The sequence below is a fragment of the Streptomyces sparsogenes subsp. cuspidosporus genome (genome assembly GCF_039532705.1).
In the GTDB taxonomy this organism is placed as follows: domain Bacteria; phylum Actinomycetota; class Actinomycetes; order Streptomycetales; family Streptomycetaceae; genus Streptomyces; species Streptomyces sparsogenes.
Map to the genome: position 1 here is coordinate 93,384 of NZ_BAAASD010000024.1, position 20,865 is coordinate 114,248.

The 20,865-nt window shown below is 69.7% G+C and carries 14 protein-coding genes; 11 read left to right on the plus strand and 3 right to left on the minus strand.

Translation table 11 applies throughout. From position 1 onward, the window contains the following. Positions 1-4 precede the first annotated feature (4 nt). Positions 5-1,036: an alanine racemase gene (locus ABFY07_RS25640; RefSeq protein WP_346176732.1), complete on the plus strand. Its 1,032-nt coding sequence runs from the start codon at positions 5-7 to the stop codon at positions 1,034-1,036. Between the two features lie 93 nt (positions 1,037-1,129). Here the strand turns inward: ABFY07_RS25640 and ABFY07_RS25645 are convergent, their stop codons facing one another. Together ABFY07_RS25645 and ABFY07_RS25650 are read right to left on the minus strand one after the other, a co-directional pair. Continuing rightward, entirely contained in the window at positions 1,130-2,617 is a 1,488-nt protein-coding gene (locus ABFY07_RS25645) for a glycosyltransferase family 87 protein (RefSeq protein WP_346176733.1), read from the minus strand. 222 nt (positions 2,618-2,839) lie between these two features. Beyond that, positions 2,840-5,545 carry a transglycosylase domain-containing protein gene (locus ABFY07_RS25650; RefSeq protein WP_346176734.1) on the minus strand — a complete coding sequence of 902 codons (2,706 nt, stop codon included), beginning with the start codon at positions 5,543-5,545 and terminating at the stop codon, positions 2,840-2,842. 356 nt (positions 5,546-5,901) lie between these two features. Between ABFY07_RS25650 and ABFY07_RS25655 the strand changes: the two genes are divergently transcribed. The 3 genes from ABFY07_RS25655 to ABFY07_RS25665 all read left to right on the plus strand — a co-directional run bounded on the left by ABFY07_RS25655 (position 5,902) and on the right by ABFY07_RS25665 (position 9,256). Continuing rightward, positions 5,902-6,630, plus strand: coding sequence for a PadR family transcriptional regulator (locus ABFY07_RS25655; RefSeq protein ID WP_346176735.1), 729 nt, complete (start codon positions 5,902-5,904; stop codon positions 6,628-6,630). Positions 6,631-6,679: 49 nt separating this feature from the next. Next, a complete protein-coding gene (locus ABFY07_RS25660; protein WP_346176736.1) occupies positions 6,680-7,762 on the plus strand; it encodes an inositol-3-phosphate synthase in 1,083 nt (360 codons plus the stop codon). Positions 7,763-7,924: 162 nt separating this feature from the next. Continuing rightward, entirely contained in the window at positions 7,925-9,256 is a 1,332-nt protein-coding gene (locus tag ABFY07_RS25665) for an MFS transporter (protein WP_346176737.1), read from the plus strand. A 4-nt stretch (positions 9,257-9,260) separates the two neighbouring features. On the opposite strand, the gene ABFY07_RS25670 is transcribed toward ABFY07_RS25665, so the two are convergent. After that, positions 9,261-10,751, minus strand: a complete 1,491-nt coding sequence (locus ABFY07_RS25670) for a CCA tRNA nucleotidyltransferase (RefSeq protein ID WP_346176738.1) — start codon at positions 10,749-10,751, stop codon at positions 9,261-9,263. 180 nt (positions 10,752-10,931) lie between these two features. Here ABFY07_RS25670 and ABFY07_RS25675 point away from each other — a divergent pair, with 180 nt between their 5' ends. The 7 genes from ABFY07_RS25675 (at position 10,932) to trxA (ending at position 20,815) form a co-directional block, all read left to right on the plus strand. Then, the gene (locus ABFY07_RS25675; protein WP_346176739.1) at positions 10,932-13,295 is read left to right on the plus strand and encodes a DUF6049 family protein; all 2,364 of its coding nucleotides are present in this window, start codon (positions 10,932-10,934) and stop codon (positions 13,293-13,295) included. 48 nt (positions 13,296-13,343) lie between these two features. Next, on the plus strand, positions 13,344-15,740 hold the full coding sequence (murJ, locus tag ABFY07_RS25680) for a murein biosynthesis integral membrane protein MurJ (protein ID WP_346176740.1): 2,397 nt from the start codon (positions 13,344-13,346) through the stop codon (positions 15,738-15,740). Between the two features lie 110 nt (positions 15,741-15,850). Further along, entirely contained in the window at positions 15,851-17,584 is a 1,734-nt protein-coding gene (locus tag ABFY07_RS25685) for a protein kinase family protein (protein ID WP_346176741.1), read from the plus strand. A gap of 28 nt (positions 17,585-17,612) precedes the next feature. After that, entirely contained in the window at positions 17,613-18,302 is a 690-nt protein-coding gene (gene sigM, locus ABFY07_RS25690; RefSeq protein WP_346176742.1) for an RNA polymerase sigma factor SigM, read from the plus strand. Then, positions 18,299-19,318, plus strand: a complete 1,020-nt coding sequence (locus ABFY07_RS25695; protein ID WP_346176743.1) for an anti-sigma factor — start codon at positions 18,299-18,301, stop codon at positions 19,316-19,318. The genes sigM and ABFY07_RS25695 overlap by 4 nt, the downstream gene beginning before the upstream one ends. A gap of 169 nt (positions 19,319-19,487) precedes the next feature. After that, positions 19,488-20,444 (plus strand): thioredoxin-disulfide reductase, encoded by a 957-nt coding sequence (gene trxB, locus ABFY07_RS25700; RefSeq protein WP_346176744.1) that lies wholly within the window; start codon positions 19,488-19,490, stop codon positions 20,442-20,444. 41 nt (positions 20,445-20,485) lie between these two features. Further along, entirely contained in the window at positions 20,486-20,815 is a 330-nt protein-coding gene (gene trxA, locus ABFY07_RS25705; protein WP_065962004.1) for a thioredoxin, read from the plus strand. Positions 20,816-20,865 lie beyond the last annotated feature (50 nt).

The window sequence follows — 20,865 nt, forward strand, 5'->3', positions numbered from 1 at the left end:
GCCAATGGCGCTCACCCTCTATGTCGACACCGCGCGCTGGCGGGCACACCAGCAGTTGGTGATTCAGCAGTTCCCAGGCATAGTCCCGGTCTGCAAGGGCAACGGCTACGGCTTCGGCCACGAGCGGCTGGCCGAGGAGGCCGCCCGCATCGGAGCCGACATCCTGGCGGTGGGGACCACCTACGAGGCCGCCCGGATGAAGGACTTCTTCAGCGGTGACCTGCTGGTGCTCACCCCCTTCCGCCGGGGCGAGGAACCCGTGCCGCTGCCGGACCGGGTGATCCGCTCGGTGTCGTCGGTCGACGGTGTGTACGGCCTGGTGAACGCGCGCGTGGTCATCGAGGTCATGAGCAGCATGAAGCGCCACGGCGTCGCCGAGGAGGACCTCCCCAAGCTGCACGCCGCGATAGAGAACGTCCGGCTGGAGGGCTTCGCCATCCACCTCCCCCTGGACCGCACCGACGGGCTGGACGCGGTCGAGGAGGTCATCGCCTGGATGGACCGGCTGCGCGCCGCCCGGCTGCCGCTGCACACGATGTTCGTCAGCCACCTCAAGTCCGATGAGCTGGCACGCCTGCAGCAGCAGTTCCCGCAGACCCGGTTCCGCGCGCGCATCGGCACCCGGCTGTGGCTGGGGGACCACGACGCGACCCAGTACCGGGGCTCGGTGCTCGATGTCACCCGGGTCGCCAAGGGCGACCGCTTCGGCTACCGCCAGCAGAAGGCCGCCTCCGACGGCCATCTGGTGGTCGTGGCCGGTGGCACCTCCCACGGCGTCGGCCTGGAGGCCCCCAAGGCCCTGCACGGTGTGATGCCGCGCGCCAAGGGCGTCGCCCGCGCCGGGCTCGCGACCGTCAACCGCAACCTGTCGCCGTTCGTCTGGGCGGGCAAGCAGCGCTGGTTCGCCGAGCCGCCGCACATGCAGGTGTCCATCCTGTTCGTGCCGGGCGACGTCGCGCCCCCGCAGGTGGGCGACGAGCTGGTGGCCCATCTGCGGCACACCACGACGCAGTTCGACCGGCTGGTCGACCGCTGAGTCACCGGGCCGGAAAGGGCCCGAGGCCGCGACCTCCCGGATCCGGTGGTCACGGCCTCGGGCCCTTCGCCGTTATCGAGTACCGGCGGGAGCTCACTCGGGTCTGACGCCCCACTCCACCCGCGCCGTCCCTTCGTACGCCGCCGCGCGCCGCGCCTCGCCCAGGACGAACGCGTCGGGGGCCTGGTCCAGCACGCCGCCCGACGGGTCGTCCGAGCCGTCCCGGCGCACCACGTCCCGCTCGGGCATCAGCACGTCCCGCAGGACCAGCGCGCACAGGTACAGCGTGCCCAGCACATGGACGATCACCGCCAGCTGGTACCCCTCCGGCGGCAGCCCGCGGTGCTTGTCACCGCTGCCCGTGTACGCGAGATACATCCAGATGCCGAGGAAATACATCACCTCGCACGCCTGCCACACCAGGAAGTCGCGCCACCGCGGCCGGGCCAGGGCCGCCAGCGGGATCAGCCACAGCACGTACTGCGGCGAGTACACCTTGTTGGTGATCACGAAGGCGGCGACGAGCAGGAAGGCGATCTGCGCCAGGCGGGGGCGCCGCGGCGCGCACAGGACGAGCGCGGCGATGCCGGCGCAGGCCAGCAGCATCAGCAGTGTGGCGTACGTGTTGACGTTGTCGAGGGGGTCGCCGGTGCGCTGGGAGACCACCAGCCACAGGGAGCCGAAGTCGACGGGCCGGTCCCTGCTGAAGGTGTAGAAGGCGAGCCAGCCCTCGCGGAGGTGGAGACCCCCGCGGCTGCTGATCATGACTGGCACGTTCACCACCAGCCAGGCCGCCAGCGCCCCGCCCAGCGCCGTCCCGAAGGCGCGCAGCCGGCCGGCCCGCAGGCACAGCACCAGCAGCGCGCCGAGCAGCAGCACCGGATAGAACTTCGCGGCCGTCGCGAGACCCAGCAGGGCGCCGGCCGCCAGCGGGCGGCTGCGCGACCACATGAGTATCCCGGCGGACGTGAGCGCGACCGCGAAGAGATCCCAGTTCACGGTCGCGGTCAGGGCCAGGGCGGGGGCGAGTGCGACGAGCAGGGCGTCCCAGGGGCGGCGGCGGTGCGTACGCGAGACGCAGACGGCGATGACGACGGCGCAGACCATCAGCATGCCCGCGTTGACCATCCAGTAGATCTGCTCCTGGTGCTGGAGCGACCCGCTGTGCGGGGTGAGCCGGGAGGCGACCTCCATGAACAGACCGGTGAGGACCGGATACTCCAGGTAGTCCATTCCGTCCGCGGCGCCCGGTATGCGGTGGAAGTACGGAACGACGTTCTCCGCGAATCCGCGGCCCGCGTACAGGTGGGGGATGTCCGAGTAGCAGGCGTGGGTGTACTGGGCGGTGGCGCCGTAGAACCAGCCGCCGTTGTAGCAGGGCACCTTCTGCACCATGCCCAGCGCGAACATCCCGATGACGACGAGCGCGATGATCCGCACCGGTGTCCACCAGCTCGTCCCGAGCAGCGCACGGCGCCCGGCGGGCCCGCCGATCAGCTCGCTGCCGGCCGCGGCCACCGCGTCCTCGGCGGTCGGCCGTACGGGCTCGGCCTCTCGGTTGCTGCGTCGCACGCTCGTCATGGCCCCATCCTGCCGTACGGGCGGGGCAGGGGCCGTGAGGCCCGCCCCAGGGCCCCGGACGGCCGTCGGAGGGGCTGGGAGGCCCATGAGGCGGGAAAGGCGCCGCGCGGGGCCCACAAGCGCCGAGAAAACGGCGGCGGCCGCGCCGGAGCGGGTGACGCTCCGGCGCGGCCGCCGTGAGGGGGAGGGCGGGGTGCTCGCCGACGGGCTCCGCGGCCCGGGCTAGCCGTTGCCCCCGAACCAGCCGCCGCCGTCGGCCGGGGGCTCCGTGGTCGGCGAACTGGTGCCGCCGCCTGGGCCGCCTCCCCCGTTGCCGTTGCCTCCTCCGTTGCCGTTGCCCCCGCCGTCGTTACCGCCGTTGCCCCCGCCGTTGTCGTTGCAGTTGATGTCCAGCGGGTCGCAGGTGTCCGTCGAGGACGGGGTGGTGGACGGGGTCTCCGACGACGGCGTCTCGGAAGGCGACTCCGAGGACGGCGTCTCGGAAGGCGTCCTCGAGGGCGGCGTGGAAGGCGGCTGGGTGGTCGGGCTCGCGCCGTCCCCGAAGATCTCCTTGCCGATGGGGCCGGGCTTCGGGAAGTCCTTGACTTCCTTGCCCTTCATCGCCGCGCGCATGTAGTCGGCCCAGATCTCGGCCGGGAACGAGGCTCCGTGGATCGACGCGTTCGGTCGGCCGGTGCCGACGCCGCGCATGGAGAGGAACTCCTGCTTCTTGGCCTTGTCATCGACCCGCCACATGCCGATCGCCGTGGACAGCTGCGGGGTGTAGCCGGAGAACCAGGCCGACTTGTTCTCATCGGTGGTACCGGTCTTGCCCGCGGCGGGACGGCCGATCTGCGCCGAGGTACCGGTGCCGTGCTCCACCACGTTCTTCAGGACGTCGGTGACGTTGTCCGCCACATTCGCGTCGAACGCCTGCCTGAGCTTGGCGTCGTGCTTGTGGTCGTATTTGGTCTCGCCCTTCCGCTCCACCGTCTCGACCGAGTAGGGGTCGGCCTGCTTGCCGCTGGCCGCGAAGGTCGCGTAAGCCCCGGCGAGCCGGATGGCACTGGGCGCGGAGGTGCCCAGAGAGAACGTCGGGGTGATCGACGCCATCTGGTCCTTGCTGAGGCCCGCGTCGATCGCCGCCTGCTGCACCTTTTCCAAGCCGACGTCCATGCCGAGTTGGATGTACGGGGTGTTCACCGAGAACTGCATCGCGGTGCGCAGGGTGATCTTGCCCCGGTTCTCGTCACCGTCGTTCCGCTGGTGCCATTCCTTGCCGTCCTTGTCGTGCCAGACGGTCCCCTTGTAGTCCCGCAGCGTCAGTTTGTTGTCACCGTTGTAGACGCTCTTGGGGGAGACGCGGGTGCGCATCGAGTCGGGCTGGTCGGGGGGACCGGTCTTGTCGAGGACCCCGTCCCTCATCGCGGCGGCCAGCACGAAGGGCTTGAAGGTCGAGCCCACCTGGACGCCCGTGTAGTCGGCGTTGTTCCGGTAGTGCTCCAGGGCGTTCTTACCGCCATAGATGGCGACGATCTTGCCCGTCCTGGGTTCCACCGAGGCCCCGCCGAACTGCACGTACTTGTCATACTTAGGCCGCAGTTTCGGGTTGATGTTCTCCTTGCTCACCTTCTTGACGGCCGCCTCGAGCTGGTTCATCTTCTCCCGGTCGAAGGTGGTCCGGATCTGGTAGCCACCCCTGTCCAGCATCGCCTTGGTGATGTTGGTGTGCGCGATGATGTAGTTGTCGGCGAGATCGGTGAGGTAGCCGATCTGACCTTCCTTGTTCGTCGCGATCTTCGGCTCCCGGGGGCTCGGGAATCTCTTGTCGATCCACTCCTGGCTCTTGGCCTTGGACATCCTCCCCACCTCGGCCTCACGCTTGAGGATCCACTCCCAGCGCAGCTTCGCCCGCTTGGTGTTCGCCGCACTGCCGGCGTTGGCCCCGTAACCGCCGGCCGGGTCGTAGAGGTTGGGGCCGTTGAGGGTCGCGGCGAGGAAGGCGCTCTGGCTCGCGTCCAGATCCTTGCAGTCCTTGTCGTAGTACGCGCGGGCCGCCGCCTGGCATCCGTAGGCGCCACGCCCGTAGTACGCGGTGTTCAGGTAGCCGGCGAGGATGTCTTCCTTGTCCATCGTCGCGCCGACCTTTATGGAGATGAACAGCTCCTTGACCTTGCGCGTGACCGTCTGCGACTGGTCGAGGTAGGTGTTCTTCACGAACTGCTGAGTGATGGTGGAACCGCTCTGTGTCGCCCCGCCCTTGGCCATGTTGACGACCGCGCGCGCGATGCCCATCGGGTCGACGCCGCGATCTTCGTAGAAGCTGGCGTTCTCCGCGGAGATCACCGCGTTCTGCATTTCCTTGGGGATCTCGCTCAGCGGCACGATCTGGCGGTTGTATTCACCCTTGCCGGAGACCACCATCTGCTTGCCGTCGGCCCAGTAGTAGACGTTCTTCTCGACCTGGGAGGCGGCCTGCGCGGTGGGCACCTCCACCAGCCACAGCCCGATGCCCACGGCGCCGACGAGCATCGCGAAGAAGAAGAGGAAGGTCCCGGTCACCAGCTTCCAGGACGGCACCCAGCGCCGGAAACCGTCCTTGCCGGCGCGCGGGTAGTCGATGAAGCGCTTCTTTTTGGGTCGGCCGTCACCGCCCCCGCCACGCCCCCGGCCACCGCCGGCGGCACGCCGACCGCCGCCGTGGCCCCCGCGGCCCGCGCCCCCGGCGTCGGGATCGGCGCCTCGTCGGCGACTGCCGCCGCGCTGTGCGGCGCGCCGGGCTTCGGCCCGGCCGCCGTAGGGACGCTCCTCCCCGTGCGGGGCGGATTCCGACCCGGTGGTGCTTCGCGGCTGGGCCGCGCGGCGTCCTGAAGACTGCTGCGCGGCGCGCCGGGCCGCTGCTCGTCCGCCGCCCTGTGACTGTGGCGGCTTGCGACGGTGCTCGCTCATGGAACGACTACTCCTCGGGCAGGCGCTATCGCCTGAAAGCGGCAGGTGGCTTTCGGTCCCCCCGATGTGCGCGCGGGCCGCTGGTGGGTACCGGGCGCACTGCATCCAGGACGAGGACGCCTGACGGCGTCGCTTGGTTCCCAGTGCTGTGCATGGCGAACAGAGTACGCACGGTCAAAACCAACCCAGTCATGATCTTCACTCCATAACAGTCAGTTCGCGTCCCGCGAATTGGCGATGTGACGCCGTTCACCATGGCTCCCCTTGTCCCACCAGGATCACGGTTCTATCGTCTGGATGTATCGAGCCGATACATCAGCTCGGCATAAGGACCCAGGAGACAGGGGAGGCGGCGTATGGGAAGACGCTCGGGCATCCTTGAGTTCGCCATCCTGGGCCTGCTCCGCGAGTCCCCGATGCACGGCTATGAGCTGCGGAAGCGCCTCAACACCTCGCTGGGGGTGTTCCGTGCGTTCAGCTACGGCAGCCTCTACCCCTGCCTCAAGACACTGGTCGCCAACGGCTGGCTGATCGAGGAACCCGGCAGCGCCCCCGAGGAAGCTCTCGCGGCGTCGCTCGCCGGCCGCCGGGCGAAGATCGTCTACAGATTGACGGCGGAGGGGAAGGAGCGCTTCGAGGAGTTGCTCGCCCACACCGGCCCGGACGCGTGGGAGGACGAGCACTTCGGCGTGCGCTTCGCCTTCTTCGGGCAGACGTCGCGGGATGTGCGGATGCGGGTGCTGGAGGGGCGTCGCAGCCGCCTCGAGGAGCGCCTGGAGAAGATGCGCGCTTCCCTCGCCCGCACCCGTGAGCGGCTCGACGACTACACCCTCGAGCTGCAGCGGCACGGCATGGAGTCGGTGGAACGTGAAGTCCGCTGGCTCAACGAGCTGATTGAGAGCGAGCGGGCCGGGCGCGATCAGCGCGGCGGCCCCGCGGACCAGGATCGGCCGCATGAGCAGGAGCAGGGCCGGTCCCCCGAGCTGGACCGCTCACCACCGCAGGACCAGTCAGGAGATACGGACGGCCTGCCCCGGCACCGGGGTGGTTCCCGGCCGGATCCGTCCGATGACACCGCCAAGTGAAGCCCCGCACCCGCAGGGCTTCGTCGAGTACACACAGGGAGCAACCGGAATGGGTTCGGTTCGCGTAGCCATCGTCGGCGTGGGCAACTGCGCCGCCTCGCTGGTGCAGGGCGTCGAGTACTACAAGGACGCCGACCCCGGCACCCGCGTGCCGGGTCTGATGCACGTGCAGTTCGGCGACTACCACGTGCGGGACGTGGAGTTCGTGGCCGCGTTCGACGTGGACGCCAAGAAGGTCGGCCTCGACCTCGCCGACGCGATCGGCGCCAGCGAGAACAACACGATCAAGATCTGCGACGTGCCCTCGACCGGCGTCACGGTCCAGCGCGGCCACACCCTCGACGGCCTGGGCAAGTACTACCGCCAGACGATCGACGAGTCCGAGGAGACCCCGGTCGACGTCGTCCAGGTCCTCAAGGACAAGCAGGTCGACGTCCTGGTCTGCTACCTCCCCGTGGGTTCCGAGGACGCCGCCAAGTTCTACGCCCAGTGCGCCATCGACGCCAAGGTCGCCTTCGTCAACGCGCTCCCGGTCTTCATCGCCGGCACCAAGGAGTGGGCGGACAAGTTCACCGAGGCCGGTGTGCCGATCGTCGGTGACGACATCAAGTCGCAGGTCGGTGCCACGATCACGCACCGCGTGCTGACGAAGCTGTTCGAGGACCGCGGTGTGGTCCTGGACCGCACCATGCAGCTGAACGTCGGCGGCAACATGGACTTCAAGAACATGCTCGAGCGTGAGCGCCTGGAGTCCAAGAAGATCTCCAAGACCCAGGCCGTCACCTCCCAGATCACCGACCGTGAGCTGGGCGAGGACAACGTCCACATCGGTCCGTCGGACTTCGTGGCCTGGCTGGACGACCGCAAGTGGGCCTACGTCCGGCTGGAGGGCCGCGCGTTCGGTGACGTCCCGCTGAACCTGGAGTACAAGCTCGAGGTGTGGGACTCCCCGAACTCGGCGGGCGTCATCATCGACGCGCTGCGCGCCGCGAAGATCGCCAAGGACCGCGGCATCGGCGGCCCGATCCTCTCCGCCTCCTCGTACTTCATGAAGTCGCCGCCGGTCCAGTACTTCGACGACGAGGCCCGGGAGAACGTGGAGAAGTTCATCCGGGGTGAAGTCGAGCGCTAGCGAGACACAACGCTGCGCGCTAGCGAGACACAACGCTTAGCGAGACACAGCGCTGGGCGCCAGCTTGACACGGCGCTAGGCCGGGCGTCGCAGAGCACGGCTTGATCACGGGCCTCCGGGGTAATCCCCCTGGAGGCCCGTGTCGTGTGTGAGGCTGACGCCATGCCCGTTGTGCGTGATCTGCGCGTACTGCTCCAGCTGCGCGACTTCCGGCGCCTCCTGGCCGTTCGCCTGCTGTCCCAGTCGGCCGACGGCGTCTACCAGGTCGCGCTGGCCGCCCATGTGGTCTTCTCCCCGGAGAAGGAGACCTCGGCCGCGGCGATCGCCTCGGCCATGGCGGTCCTGCTGCTCCCCTACTCCCTGCTGGGCCCCTTCGCCGGGGTCCTGCTCGACCGGTGGCGCCGCCGCCAGGTCCTGCTCCACGGCAACGCCCTGCGCTGCGGACTGGCGGCGGGAACCGCGGTTCTGATCCTCGCGCAGGTTCCCGACTGGATCTTCTATGTCTCCGCCCTGTCAGTGACGGGCGTCAACCGCTTCGTCCTGGCCGGCCTCTCCGCCTCGCTGCCGCGGGTGGTCGACACCCAGGAGCGCTTGGTCATGGCCAACTCCCTGTCCCCGACGGCGGGAACGCTCGCGGCTACCGTCGGCGGCGCCCTGGCCCTCGTCCTGCGCATCGCGGTCCCGGACGGCTCCTCCTCCGACGCCGTCGTGGTCCTGACGGGTTCGGCGCTCTATCTCGGCGCCGCGACCGCGGCGCTGAGGATGCCACCCGGGCTGCTGGGGCCCGAGCCCTCGGCGCTCCAACCCCACCTTCGCGCGGCCCTGTTGAGCACCGTGCGCGGCCTGACCGCGGGGCTGCGTCATCTGTGGGAGCGCCGGGCTCCCACGGTGGCTCTGGCGGCCATGACATCGATGCGCTTCTGCTACGGGGCGCTGACGGTGATGGTGTTGATGCTCTGCCGGTATGCGTGGGCCCGAACCGAGTCGGAGGGTCTGGCGCTCCTCGGGCTCGCCGTAGCCGTCTCGGGCGCGGGCTTCTTCGCGGCGGCGGTGGTCACCCCGGGGGCGGTGGCCCGGCTGAGCCCCGCAACCCACCCGGACGGCCGGCTCCGCTGGATCGTGGTGTGTGCGGCGGCCGCGACCGTGCTGGTGCCGGGGCTGGGGCTGTTCTTCGAGCCCGCTCCGATGCTCGCCGCCGCCTTCGTTCTCGGCCTCGTCACCCAGGGCGCCAAGATCGCCACCGACACCGTGGTGCAGTCCTCGATCGCCGATGACTTCCGCGGCCGGATCTTCTCCCTGTACGACGTGCTCTTCAACGCGGCCTTCGTCGCGGGAGCCGGGGTCGCGGCGCTGGCCCTGCCACCCGATGGCCGCTCGGCCGTCCTGGTGATTTTGGTGGCCGCGCTCTACGCGGCGACCGCCGTCGTCGTCTTGTTTCACGTGAAACATGCTCCGCGCGAGACCGCTCGGCCCGATGTTTCACGTGAAACCTGAGACGTCAGTCCTGAGGCTGAGCCGCCCACCACTCATGGAGGGCCGCGACGGCGGCCTCCCGCTCCATGGGGCCGTACTCGAGCCGCAGTTCCAGGAGATGCTTGTACGCCTTGCCGACCTTCGGGCCTGGCCCGATCCCGAGAATCTTCATGATCTCGTTGCCGTCCAGGTCCGGCCGGATCGCGTCCAGCTCCTCCTGCTCCTGCAGCCGGGCGATGCGCTCCTCCAGCCCGTCGTACGCACGTGACAGAGCGCCGGCCTTCTTCTTGTTCCGCGTGGTGCAGTCCGAGCGGGTCAGCTTGTGCAGCCGCTCCAGCAGCGGGCCCGCGTCCCGTACGTAGCGCCGCACCGCCGAGTCCGTCCACTCGCCGGTGCCGTAGCCGTGGAAGCGCAGATGCAGCTCGACCAGACGCGAGACGTCCTTGACCAGTTCATTGGAGTACTTGAGCTTGGTCATCCGCGACTTGGTCAGCTTGGCGCCCACCACCTCATGGTGGTGGAAGGAGACCCGGCCGTCCTTCTCGAACCGGCGCGTCTTGGGCTTCCCGATGTCATGCAGCAGCGCCGCCAGCCGCAGTACCAGGTCGGGTCCGTCCTGTTCCAGGGCGATGGCCTGCTCCAGCACGGTCAGAGTGTGCTCGTACACGTCCTTGTGCCGGTGGTGCTCATCACGCTCCAGGCGCAGCGCCGGAAGCTCCGGCAGGACATGCTCGGCGAGGCCGGTGTCGACGAGAAGCCGGAGCCCCTTCACGGGGCGGGCGCCCAGGATGAGCTTGTTGAGCTCCTCCCGTACCCGCTCGGCCGAGACGATCTCGATCCGGCCCGCCATCGCCTTCATCGCGGCGATCACCTCGGGCGCCACATCGAAGTCGAGCTGGGCCGCGAAGCGCGCGGCGCGCATCATCCGCAGCGGATCGTCGGAGAAGGAGTCCTCAGGGGTGCCGGGAGTGCGCAGCACTCGGGCGGCGAGATCCTCGAGGCCGTGGTGCGGATCGATGAATTCCTTGCGCGGCAGCGCGACGGCCATGGCGTTGACGGTGAAGTCCCGACGGACCAGGTCCTCGTCGATGGAGTCGCCGTAGGAGACCTCGGGCTTCCGTGACGTACGGTCGTACGCCTCCGACCGATAAGTCGTGATTTCGATCTGGAAGCTCTGACTCGCCCCGTCTCCGTTCCGGCCCTCCTTGCGGCAGCCGACCGTGCCGAAGGCGATGCCGACCTCCCAGACCGCGTCGGCCCAGGGTCGGACGATCTTGAGCACATCGTCCGGCCGCGCGTCCGTGGTGAAGTCCAGATCGTTACCGAGACGGCCCAGCAGCGCGTCCCGCACCGATCCGCCGACCAGGGCAAGGCCGAACCCGGCCGCTTCGAAGCGGCGGGCGAGATCGTCGGCTACGGGAGACACCCGCAGAAGCTCGCCCACGGCGCGGCGCTGCACCTGGCTGAGCTCGTTGGTCGACTGCGGGTGGTGGCTGTCATTGTTGGCGTTCGGCACAACAGAACAGGGTACGTGTCCGCCCGCCCCGGGGCCTCCTCCGCGATCCGACGCATCGAACCGGTGACGATCTTGTGGAGCCCTCCACAGCACTTCGTCACAGCGGGCATCGTTACCATTTCGTGGACGCATTCAGCGGTGACCACTGACGACCACTGACGACGAGGGACGGGCGAGCGCGTGGCCGAGCCGGCAGAGCTCAAGGGGACAACTTCCGCTCGCGCCCGTCGCTGGCTGCGGCGCACCGGGGCACTGCTGACCGCGGCGCCCCTCCTCGCGGGCGTCCTGCAGATCCCGGCGGCTCCCGGCGCCCATGCTCAGCCCGCCCCCACGCAGGCCAAGGCGAGCGGCTCCCGCACCGTCGACGTCTCCGTCGATTCGCTCACCCCCACCACCCCCTCGAAGAGCGACACGCTCACCGTCCGGGGCACGGTCACCAACCGCGGCGACTCGACGATCAACACCTCCTACGTGGGGCTCCGGGTCGGCCAGCCGATGAACGGCCGCAACGACATCGACACGGTCGCCAAACGGACGGGCTACTCGCCCACCCTCGACGGCACCGAGGTCGCCGAGAAGTACGAGCAGAAGATCGGCAAGCTGCCCGTCGGCATCAGCCGTGACTTCACCCTCTCCATACCGGTGAAGGAGCTGCACCTCGGCGCGAACGGCGTGTACCAGATCGGCGTCTCGCTCACCGGACAGACCAAGAGCCGTCCCTGGCCGCAGGTCATGGGCATCCAGCGGACCTTCCTCCCCTGGCAGCAGACCGCCGCCCCCAAGAAGAGCAAGCTCACCTATCTGTGGCCGCTCATCTCCACCACCCACCTCACCGCCCGGACCGGTGCCGATGAGCAGCAGACGCCGATCTTCCAGAACGACGACCTCGCGGCGGAGCTCGCCCCGGGCGGGCGGCTGCAGCAGCTGGTGGCCCTGGGCAAGAACCTGCCCGTCACCTGGGTGATCGACCCGGACCTGCTCGCCACCGTCGAGGCGATGACCAAGCGGTACGAGGTCCAGGGCCAGACGGACGAGGACACGACGGAGGGCCGGGGCCAGGCCGTGGCCATGCAGTGGCTCAACGACCTGGAGCAGGCCGTCCAGGGACACCAGGTGGTGGCCCTGCCCTTCGCCGACCCCGACCTCGCCTCGCTCGCACACCGCGGCAAGAACGTCACGGGCGCCCTCAGCCACCTTCAGAGCGCCACTGCGCTGGCCTCCACGACCGTGGACACCATCCTCCATGTGAAGCCGCGCACGGACTTCGCCTGGCCGGTGAACGGCGCCATCGACTCCTCGATCGTGGACGTCGCCACCTCCGCCGGCGCACACAACATCATCGCCCGCAGCGACAGCCTCCGCGAGACCGGCGACCTGCAGTACACCCCCACCGCCGCCCGTCAGATCGGCGGTGGCAACACGGCGGTGGTCGCGGACGCGCGGCTGTCCACCGCCTTCACGGGCGACATGACGAGGGCGGAGAACGCCACACTCGCCATCCAGAGGTTCCTCGCCCAGAGCCAGATGCTGACCCTCCAGGCGCCGGACAAGCAGCGCAGCGTCGTCGTGGCCCCGCAGCGGATGCCCACCGCCACCCAGGCGCAGGCCATGGCGGCGGCCCTGGGCGCCCTGTCGGGCCGCTGGACGCAGCCGGCCAGCCTGGGGGAGGCCGCCAAGGCCCAGCCCGACCCGCGCGCCACCCAGCGAGTGCCGGGAGCCCGCTCGTACCCGGCCACGCTGCGTCGCCAGGAGCTGCCGACCGACGGATTCCGCAAGATCCAGCAGACCCAGTCCACCCTCGACAAGTTCGAGGTGATCCTCACCGCCAAGGGACGCGTGGTCACCCCGTTCGGCACCGCGATCATGCGGGAGATGTCCACCTCGTGGCGCAGCGACCCGCGGGGCTCGACCGGCTTCCGTGACTCCGTCCAGGCGTACCTCCAGGGGCTCACCGAGAAGGTGCGACTCGTCAAGAAGACGGACGTGACCCTGTCCGGGCGCAGCGCCACGATCCCGGTGACCGTGCAGAACAACCTTCTGCAACCCGTCGAGCTGCGGCTGGTCCTCCGGTCCCAGCAGGGCAACCGTCTGGCGGTCAGCGAGCCCCAGGTGGTCACGGTCCAGGGCGGGCACACCCAGTCGGTGAAGTTCGGCACCACGGCCAACGCCAACGGACGCGCCTGGGTGACCGCCCAGCTGTACACCGTGGACGACCAGGCCTACGGCCCCGAGATGTCCTTCAAGGTGAATGTCACCGAAATCACGTCCACGGTCATCCTGGTGATCGCGGGCGGGGTGCTGCTGCTCGTTCTCGCCGGGATCCGGATCTACCTCCAGCGCAAGCGGTCCGCCGCCAGGAGTGGTGAAGACGGCGCGGGGAACAGCGAGAAGCAGGACGGAGAGGCGGCCGAGGACGAGCACGCCGAGCCCGACGAGGGCGAGCGTGCGCGCGCCCTGGTGCCCGGGCAGCCGAGTGACCCGGCACCGGACACCGGATCGCAAAGCGCTGACCTATCCGGCTCGGGTGAGAAAGTGGAGCGTTGAGCAATGGCGCGGCCGGCCGGCCGCAGCGGATGATGAGGTGGGGTAGCGATGAACGCGCCGTATGACGGTGATCGCGGCCATGGCGCGGGCAGTGACCCCGCCGGCCGGGTACCGCCGCCGCAGAGCGGCCCGCACGCCCACCAGAGCCCCTACGGACCGGAGCCGCACCAGCAGGATCCGTATCTGGGCGACCCCCGCGATATCTCCTACAGCCGGCTCCCGCACGTGCAGGACCCTTATATGCAGGATCCGTACGTCACCGGCTCCTTCACGCCCTACCCCTACGCGGCACAGGATTCATACCCTGCCCAGGGCTCGTACCCCACGCAGGACTCCTACGGACACGACCCGCTGACGGATCCCCGGTACGACCGGCACCGCCAGTACCCCGCGCCCCAGGCCGGCGGCTACGAGCAGCACTACCAGCAGCCGCCCGCCTCCCCGCAGGGACACGACCCGCGGCTGTGGGCCGCCGATCCCGCGGCGGCGCCGGAGCACCACCCCCACCAGCAGTACGGCGGCGACCCGGAGGCCACGCAGTATCTGGGCACCGGCCCGCAGGCCGGCTACGCCGCCGAGGAGCAGCAGCCGGACGCCTTCGCGCACCTCTTCCGCGATCAGCAGCCCTACGAGCCCCAGCGCCCCCAGCAGTCCTCGTCCGGCTATCCGCCCGCCGGGGCCCCGCAGGGGGCCGCGCCGTCCGCCGGCCCGGCCGGGCCCGTGCCTCCCCAGCCCGCCGCCCCCCTGGGGACGGCCGAGGCGGTGGCCGAGCCGGAGACGGACGCGCCCGAGAAGAAGCGCTCAGGAGGCCGCGCGGGGAACCTGCTGAAGTCCAGCGCGGTGATGGCGGCCGGAACGCTGGTCTCCCGGCTCACCGGCTTCGTCCGCCAGATGGTGATCGTCGCCGCCATCGGCGCGGCCACCCTCGGCGACACCTACGCCGTCGCCTACCAGCTGCCCGCGATGATCTACTTCCTCACCGTGGGCGGCGGCCTCAACTCCGTCTTCGTCCCGCAGCTGGTGCGCTCCATGAAGGAGGACGAGGACGGCGGCGACGCCTACGCCAACCGTCTGCTCACCTTGGTGATGGTGGTCCTCGGGGTCCTCGTCGTGGTGTCCGTCTTCGCGGCTCCCACCCTGGTCCGCATGCTGTCGCCCTCGATCGCGGGCAACGCCTACTCCAACGAGGTCGCGGTCACCTTCACCCGCTACTGCCTGCCCACCATCTTCTTCATGGGCGTCCACGTCGTGGTCGGCCAGATCCTCAACGCCCGGGGCAGCTTCGGCGCCATGATGTGGACCCCGGTCCTCAACAACATCGTCGTCATCACCACCTTCGGCCTGTTCATCTGGGTCTTCGGCACCTCCAGCTCCTCCGACATGGATGTCACCAGGATCACGCCGGAGGGGGTCCGGCTGCTCGGCGTCGGCACCCTTCTGGGCCTCACCGTCCAGGCGCTGGCGATGTTCCCCTACCTACGGGCGGCCGGCTTCCGTTTCCGGCCCCGCTTCGACTGGCGCGGCCACGGCCTCGGCAAGGCAGCCAAGCTCGCCAAGTGGACCTTCCTGTTCGTGCTCGCCAACCAGGCGGGCAACGTCGTGGTGACCCGGCTCGCCACGGCAGCCGGCGCCAAGGCCGACAGCCAGGGCTCCCCCGGTACGGGTCTCATCGGCTACCAGAGCGCCCAGCTCATCTGGGGCATGCCGCAGGCGATCATCACCGTCTCCGTCATGGCCGCCCTGCTGCCCCGGATCTCCCGCGCGGCCCACGACGGCGACACCGGCGCGGTCCGCGACGACATCTCCCAGGGCCTGCGCACCTCCGCCGTCGCCATCGTCCCGCTCGCCCTCGGGTTCGTCGCGCTCGGCATCCCCATGTGCACCCTGCTGTTCGGCTCCTCCGGCGCCGAGCAGGCCCGGTCCATGGGCTACATCCTGATGGCGTTCGGCCTCGGCCTCATCCCGTTCTCGGTGCAGTACGTCGTCCTGCGCGGCTTCTACGCCTACGAGGACACCCGCACCCCCTTCTACAACACGGTGATCGTCGCCGCCGTCAACGCCGCCGCCTCCGGGCTCTGCTACCTGATCCTCCCCGCCCGCTGGGCCGTGGCCGGCATGGCGGCCTCCTACGGCCTGGCCTACGCCATCGGTGTGGGCGTGGCCTGGAAGCGCCTCCGCAAGCGGCTGGGCGGCGATCTGGACGGACGGCACGTCGTGCGCACGTACACCCGTCTGGTGGGAGCCGGCATTCCCGCCGCCCTCATCGGCGGAGGGGCCGGCTACGCCATCACGGGGGCCCTCGGCTCGGGGATCACCGGCTCCGTAGCGGCTCTGGCGGGTGGCGGTCTCGTTCTTGTCGCGGTCTTCTACATTGCGGCGAAACGGATGCGCGTTGAGGAGCTGACCGCCATGGTCGGTATGGTCCGCGGACGACTCGGTCGCTGATCGCCCAGCACAACCATCGTCTGCCACCGTGTGTCGTGCATAGCGGCGGACTGTGGGCACAATTGTCTTGGCTCGGAGTAGGCGCAACGGATGGGGAGGCAGGAACGACGGTGGCGGAACGGAGCACGGCTGCCGTCGACGTGGCCGACAACAGCGGGAATGAACCGCTGACCGCCGAGGCGGGCAAGGCCACGTCCGACGGGGTGGGAACCGAAACGAAAGCCGATACGGAAGCGAAGGCCGCGGGCACCGACATCAAGGGCGCCGCGGCCGACACAAGCGCCCCCGAGCTGCACAGCGGCCACAAGCTGGCCAGACGCTACCGCCTGGAGGAATGCGTCACCCGTCTGGACGGATTCAGCAGTTGGCGTGCCGTGGACGAGAAACTCCGCCGAGCCGTCGGAGTCCACGTCCTGCCGGCCGACCATCCGCGGGCCCGCCCGGTGCTGGCCGCCGCCCGTTCGGCGGCGCTGCTGGGCGACCCCCGGTTCGTCCAAGTCCTCGACGCCGTCGAGGACAACGACCTCGTCTACGTGGTCCACGAGTGGCTTCCGGACGCCACCGAACTCACCGCCGTCCTCGCCTCCGGGCCGCTCGAGCCGCATGACGCCTACCAGCTCGTCAGCCAGGTGTCCCAGGCCATGGCCGCGGCCCACCGTGAGGGCCTGGCCCATCTGCGGCTCAACCCCGGCTCCGTCCTGCGCACCGAGACGGGCCAGTACCGCATCCGCGGGCTCGCCGTCATGGCCGCGCTACGCGGCATCAGCTCCGACCACCCCCAGCGCACCGACACCGAAGCCATCGGCGCTCTGCTGTACGCGGCCCTGACCCAGCGCTGGCCGTACGAGACGGACGCCTACGGCCTGTCCGGGCTGCCCAAGGGCGTCGGTCTGATCGCTCCCGACCAGGTCCGCGCGGGGGTCCACCGCGGGCTGTCCGAGCTGGCGATGCGCGCGCTCGTCAACGACGGCGCCACCGCCTCCCGGCAGGACCAGCCCTGCACCACCCCCGAGGAGCTGGCCAAGGCCGTCGCCGCCATGCCGCGGATCCGCCCGCCGGAGCCCGCCTTCACCGCCCCCGAGGCCTTCCAGCGCACCACCTACACACAGGGCGCCTACGGCCAGCCACCCCACCGCGGCCGCCAGCCCCTCGCCCCCGGACCGGCCGCACCCGTGCCGCCGCCCCCACTGCAGAGCCGCACGGGCAAGGCCCTCAAGTGGACCGTCTCCGCCCTGCTGATCGCGGCCCTCGGCCTCGGCAGCTGGCAGCTCGCGGACACCCTGCTGAAGGAGGAGAAGAAGTCTCCGCCCAGCAGGTCCCAGCAGAAGGGGGACGACGACAAGCCCGCGAAGCCGGCCAGCAAGCCGATCGCGATCGTCAACGCCCGGGAGTTCGCCCCCGACGGCAGCGCGCAGAAGCCCGGTCAGGTCAAGCTCACCTACGACGGGGACCCCTCGACGTCCTGGCGCACCAACAGCTTCATCGACGGCCCGCCGTTCGCCCCCAGCGTCAAGAAGGGCGTCGGCATCATTTATGACCTCGGCTCGAAGCGGACGCTGAGCGGTGCGTCCATCGGGCTGCACTACGGGGGCTCGTACACGGAGATCTCCCTGTACGCCACGGACTCACTGTCTCCGTCCGTCTCGGCGTCCGACCCGGTCGCTTCCTTCGAGAAACTTGTCTCGAAGAAGACCACCGGCAAATCCGTCGATCTCACGGTCAAGAGCAAGGCGAAGACCCGCTACGTCCTCGTCTGGCTCACCGCACTTCCCTACTCCCCTCCAGAGCCGAACTACACCAACCACTACAAGCAAGCGATCACCAACGTGAAGTTCACCGGCTGAGCCGGCCGGGCGGGGAGGGGGCTCCAGGGTGGACGACGCCAGGTGCGGCGACATGAGCGACGGCGAGCTCCTCAAGCGCCATGTCGCCGGCGACCCGGACGCCTTCGGTGAAATCGTGCGGCGCCACCGCGACAGGCTCTGGGCGGTGGCGCTCCGCACGCTCGGCGACCGCGAGGAAGCCGCCGACGCGGTCCAGGACGCGCTGGTGTCCGCCTACCGGGCCGCTCATACCTTCCGTGGCCAGTCGGCCGTCACAACCTGGCTCCACCGCATCACCGTGAACGCCTGCCTGGACCGGGCCCGCAAGGCCGCCTCCCGCCGCACCTCCCCCCTCGCGGAAACCGAGCGGCTCGAGCAGCTCCTGGAACCCCACGAGTCAGCCGCCGCACCGGCGGAGCGCGGGGACCTCCACCGCGAGCTGCTCAGCGCCCTCGCCACCCTGCCGCCCGAGCAACGGGCAGCCCTCGTCCTCGTCGATATGCAGGGCTACCCGGTGGCCGAAGCCGCGAGAGTTCTCGACGTCCCCACCGGTACGATCAAAAGCCGCTGCGCCCGGGGACGCGCACGCCTGCTTCCCCTGCTGTCACATCTCCGTCCGAACGGGAGGGGTAGCGACTCGCCGGACGGGGCAAGGAACCGGACGCAGAGGACTTCCGTCCCACCGGCGGCAGGACCGAACGACGCAGATGCCGTGAAGGGCGGAGGTGGCCGAGCGTGACATCATCGACCGACACGGACGAGCACCCGGAGGTCACAGAGATCTCCGCGCTCACCGAGGGGTTGCTGCCCCCGGACCGCACCGCCCATGTCCGCGACCACCTCGCCGCGTGCGTCCTGTGTGCCGATGTGCGAGCCTCGCTGGATGAGATCCGGTCGCTGCTGGGGACCCTTCCCGGGCCGGTGCAGATGCCCGCGGATATCGCGGGACGCATAGACGCGGCACTCGCCGCCGAAGCGCTCCTCGACGCGACCGCCCCGGACGACCGCGTCGATGTTTCACGTGAAACTTCACCCCTCGACGCAGGGCTCGAGGCACCGCCGAGCGTTTCACGTGAAACATCGAAGTCCGCGCCCGCCCGGAAGCCGCTCGCTGAAGCAGAGCCGACCTCGGTCGGCACCGCGGAACGTCCGGCGGAGCGTCCGGCGGGACGCCCGCGCGCCGGCGCCGGGCCAGGGCGCTGGAAGTCCCGGCCCGGCAGTCGGCCCGACACCCGACCTGGTACCCGCCGCAATCAGCCCCGACGCTGGCCCAGGACCGTTCTGGGCGCCGCCTGCGCGGCTGCTGTGATCGGCCTCGGCTCCTTCCTCGTCCAGTCGGGCTCCACCACGCACGACAGCGCGGGCGCCGACGCCCAGACCACAGGAAAGCAATCCACGTCCGACGCGGAAGCGCTCTCCGCGGCGACCCTCAAGGCCCGGGTGCACGCTCTCCTCGCCGACCAGAAGAAGACCACCTCCTCCAGCGATGTGAGCTCACAGGACACCCCGGACATGCCCCTGCGCGCCGAGGACCCCCTGGTGCCCTCCTGCGTCCAGGCGGGCACCGGCCGCTCGGATGTCCCGCTCGCCGCGCAGCAGGACACCTACGCCGGCAAGGACGTCTATCTCGTGGTGCTGCCGCACCGAGCCGACAGTGAGCTCGTCGACGCCTTCGTGATCGACTCGGCGTGCGTCAAGCACTCGCCATCGACCGCCGGTGATCGCCTGGTCTCGCGTACCTACCCGCGGGACTGAAGCACGCGGGACCGAGGCACACGGCACACGGCGGGGTCGCCTGACGCCACCCGGGAATGCGGGCCCCGTAGGATCCGTTGGGTGGGGTGGCGGCGGTTTTCCGGGGAACTCCCGGACGTCGCCGCCCTGAGTCAGCAGTCGGCACTCGGCAGAGACAAGGAAGACATCCGTGAGCGACGTCCGCAACGTGATCATCATCGGTTCCGGGCCCGCGGGCTATACGGCCGCGCTCTACACCGCCCGGGCTTCCTTGAAGCCGCTGGTTTTCGAAGGCTCCGTGACCGCTGGTGGCGCCCTGATGAACACCACCGACGTGGAGAACTTCCCCGGCTTCCGCGAGGGGATCATGGGCCCCGACCTGATGGACAACATGCGGGCCCAGGCGGAGCGCTTCGGCGCCGAGCTGGTCCCGGACGACGTCGTCTCGGTCGACCTCACGGAGGACATCAAGACCGTCACCGACTCCTCCGGTACGGTCCATCGGGCCAAGACGGTCATCGTCACCACCGGCTCGCAGCACCGCAAGCTCGGCCTGCCGCACGAGGACGAGCTCTCCGGCCGTGGCGTCTCCTGGTGTGCCACCTGCGACGGGTTCTTCTTCAAGGACCAGGACATCGCCGTCATCGGCGGCGGCGACACCGCCATGGAGGAAGCGACCTTCCTGTCCCGCTTCGCCAAGTCGGTCACTGTCGTCCACCGCCGTGACACCCTGCGGGCCAGCAAGGCGATGCAGGATCGCGCCTTCGCCGACCCCAAGATCTCGTTCATCTGGGACAGCGAGGTCACCGAGATCCACGGAGACAACAACAAGCTCTCCGGCCTGACCCTGCGGGACGTCAAGACCGGGGAGACCTCCCAGCTTCCGGTGACCGGTCTGTTCATCGCCATCGGCCACGACCCCCGCACCGAGCTCTTCAAGGGCCAGCTCGACCTGGACGACGAGGGCTACCTGAAGGTCGCAGCGCCTTCGACCCGGACCAACCTGCCCGGTGTCTTCGCCGCGGGCGATGTCGTGGACCACACCTACCGCCAGGCGATCACCGCGGCCGGCACGGGCTGCTCCGCCGCCCTGGACGCCGAGCGCTACCTCGCCGCCCTCGCCGACAGCGCCAACACCACCGCCTGACCACGCCTTCCGCCCTGCAGCAACCGATAAAGGAGAGAACCATGGCCGGTGCCACGGTGACCGTGACAGATGCCGACTTCGAGGAGAAGGTCCTCAAGAGCGACAAGCCGGTGCTCGTCGACTTCTGGGCCGCGTGGTGCGGTCCGTGCCGCCAGATCGCCCCGTCCCTGGAGGCGATCGCGGCCGAGCACGCCGACAAGATCATCATTGCGAAGCTCAACATCGATGAGAACCCGGCGACCGCCGCGAAGTACGGCGTGATGTCGATCCCGACGCTGAATGTCTACCAGGGCGGCGAGGTCGCCAAGACCATCGTCGGCGCCAAGCCGAAGGCAGCCATCGAGCGCGACCTGGCGGACTTCATCGGCTGAACCGTCAGCCTTCGCTCCACCACGAAGGGGCTGCCCGTCGGGGCAGCCCC

What these genes read in the sequence shown, in the direction of transcription:
- ABFY07_RS25640 (WP_346176732.1), top strand. Translation starts at nt 5, where the DNA reads ATGGCGCTCACCCTCTATGTCGACACCGCGCGCTGGCGGGCACACCAG.
- ABFY07_RS25645 (WP_346176733.1), bottom strand. Translation starts at nt 2,617, where the DNA reads ATGACGAGCGTGCGACGCAGCAACCGAGAGGCCGAGCCCGTACGGCCG.
- ABFY07_RS25650 (WP_346176734.1), bottom strand. Translation starts at nt 5,545, where the DNA reads ATGAGCGAGCACCGTCGCAAGCCGCCACAGTCACAGGGCGGCGGACGA.
- ABFY07_RS25655 (WP_346176735.1), top strand. Translation starts at nt 5,902, where the DNA reads ATGGGAAGACGCTCGGGCATCCTTGAGTTCGCCATCCTGGGCCTGCTC.
- ABFY07_RS25660 (WP_346176736.1), top strand. Translation starts at nt 6,680, where the DNA reads ATGGGTTCGGTTCGCGTAGCCATCGTCGGCGTGGGCAACTGCGCCGCC.
- ABFY07_RS25665 (WP_346176737.1), top strand. Translation starts at nt 7,925, where the DNA reads ATGCCCGTTGTGCGTGATCTGCGCGTACTGCTCCAGCTGCGCGACTTC.
- murJ (WP_346176740.1), top strand. Translation starts at nt 13,344, where the DNA reads ATGAACGCGCCGTATGACGGTGATCGCGGCCATGGCGCGGGCAGTGAC.
- trxA (WP_065962004.1), top strand. Translation starts at nt 20,486, where the DNA reads ATGGCCGGTGCCACGGTGACCGTGACAGATGCCGACTTCGAGGAGAAG.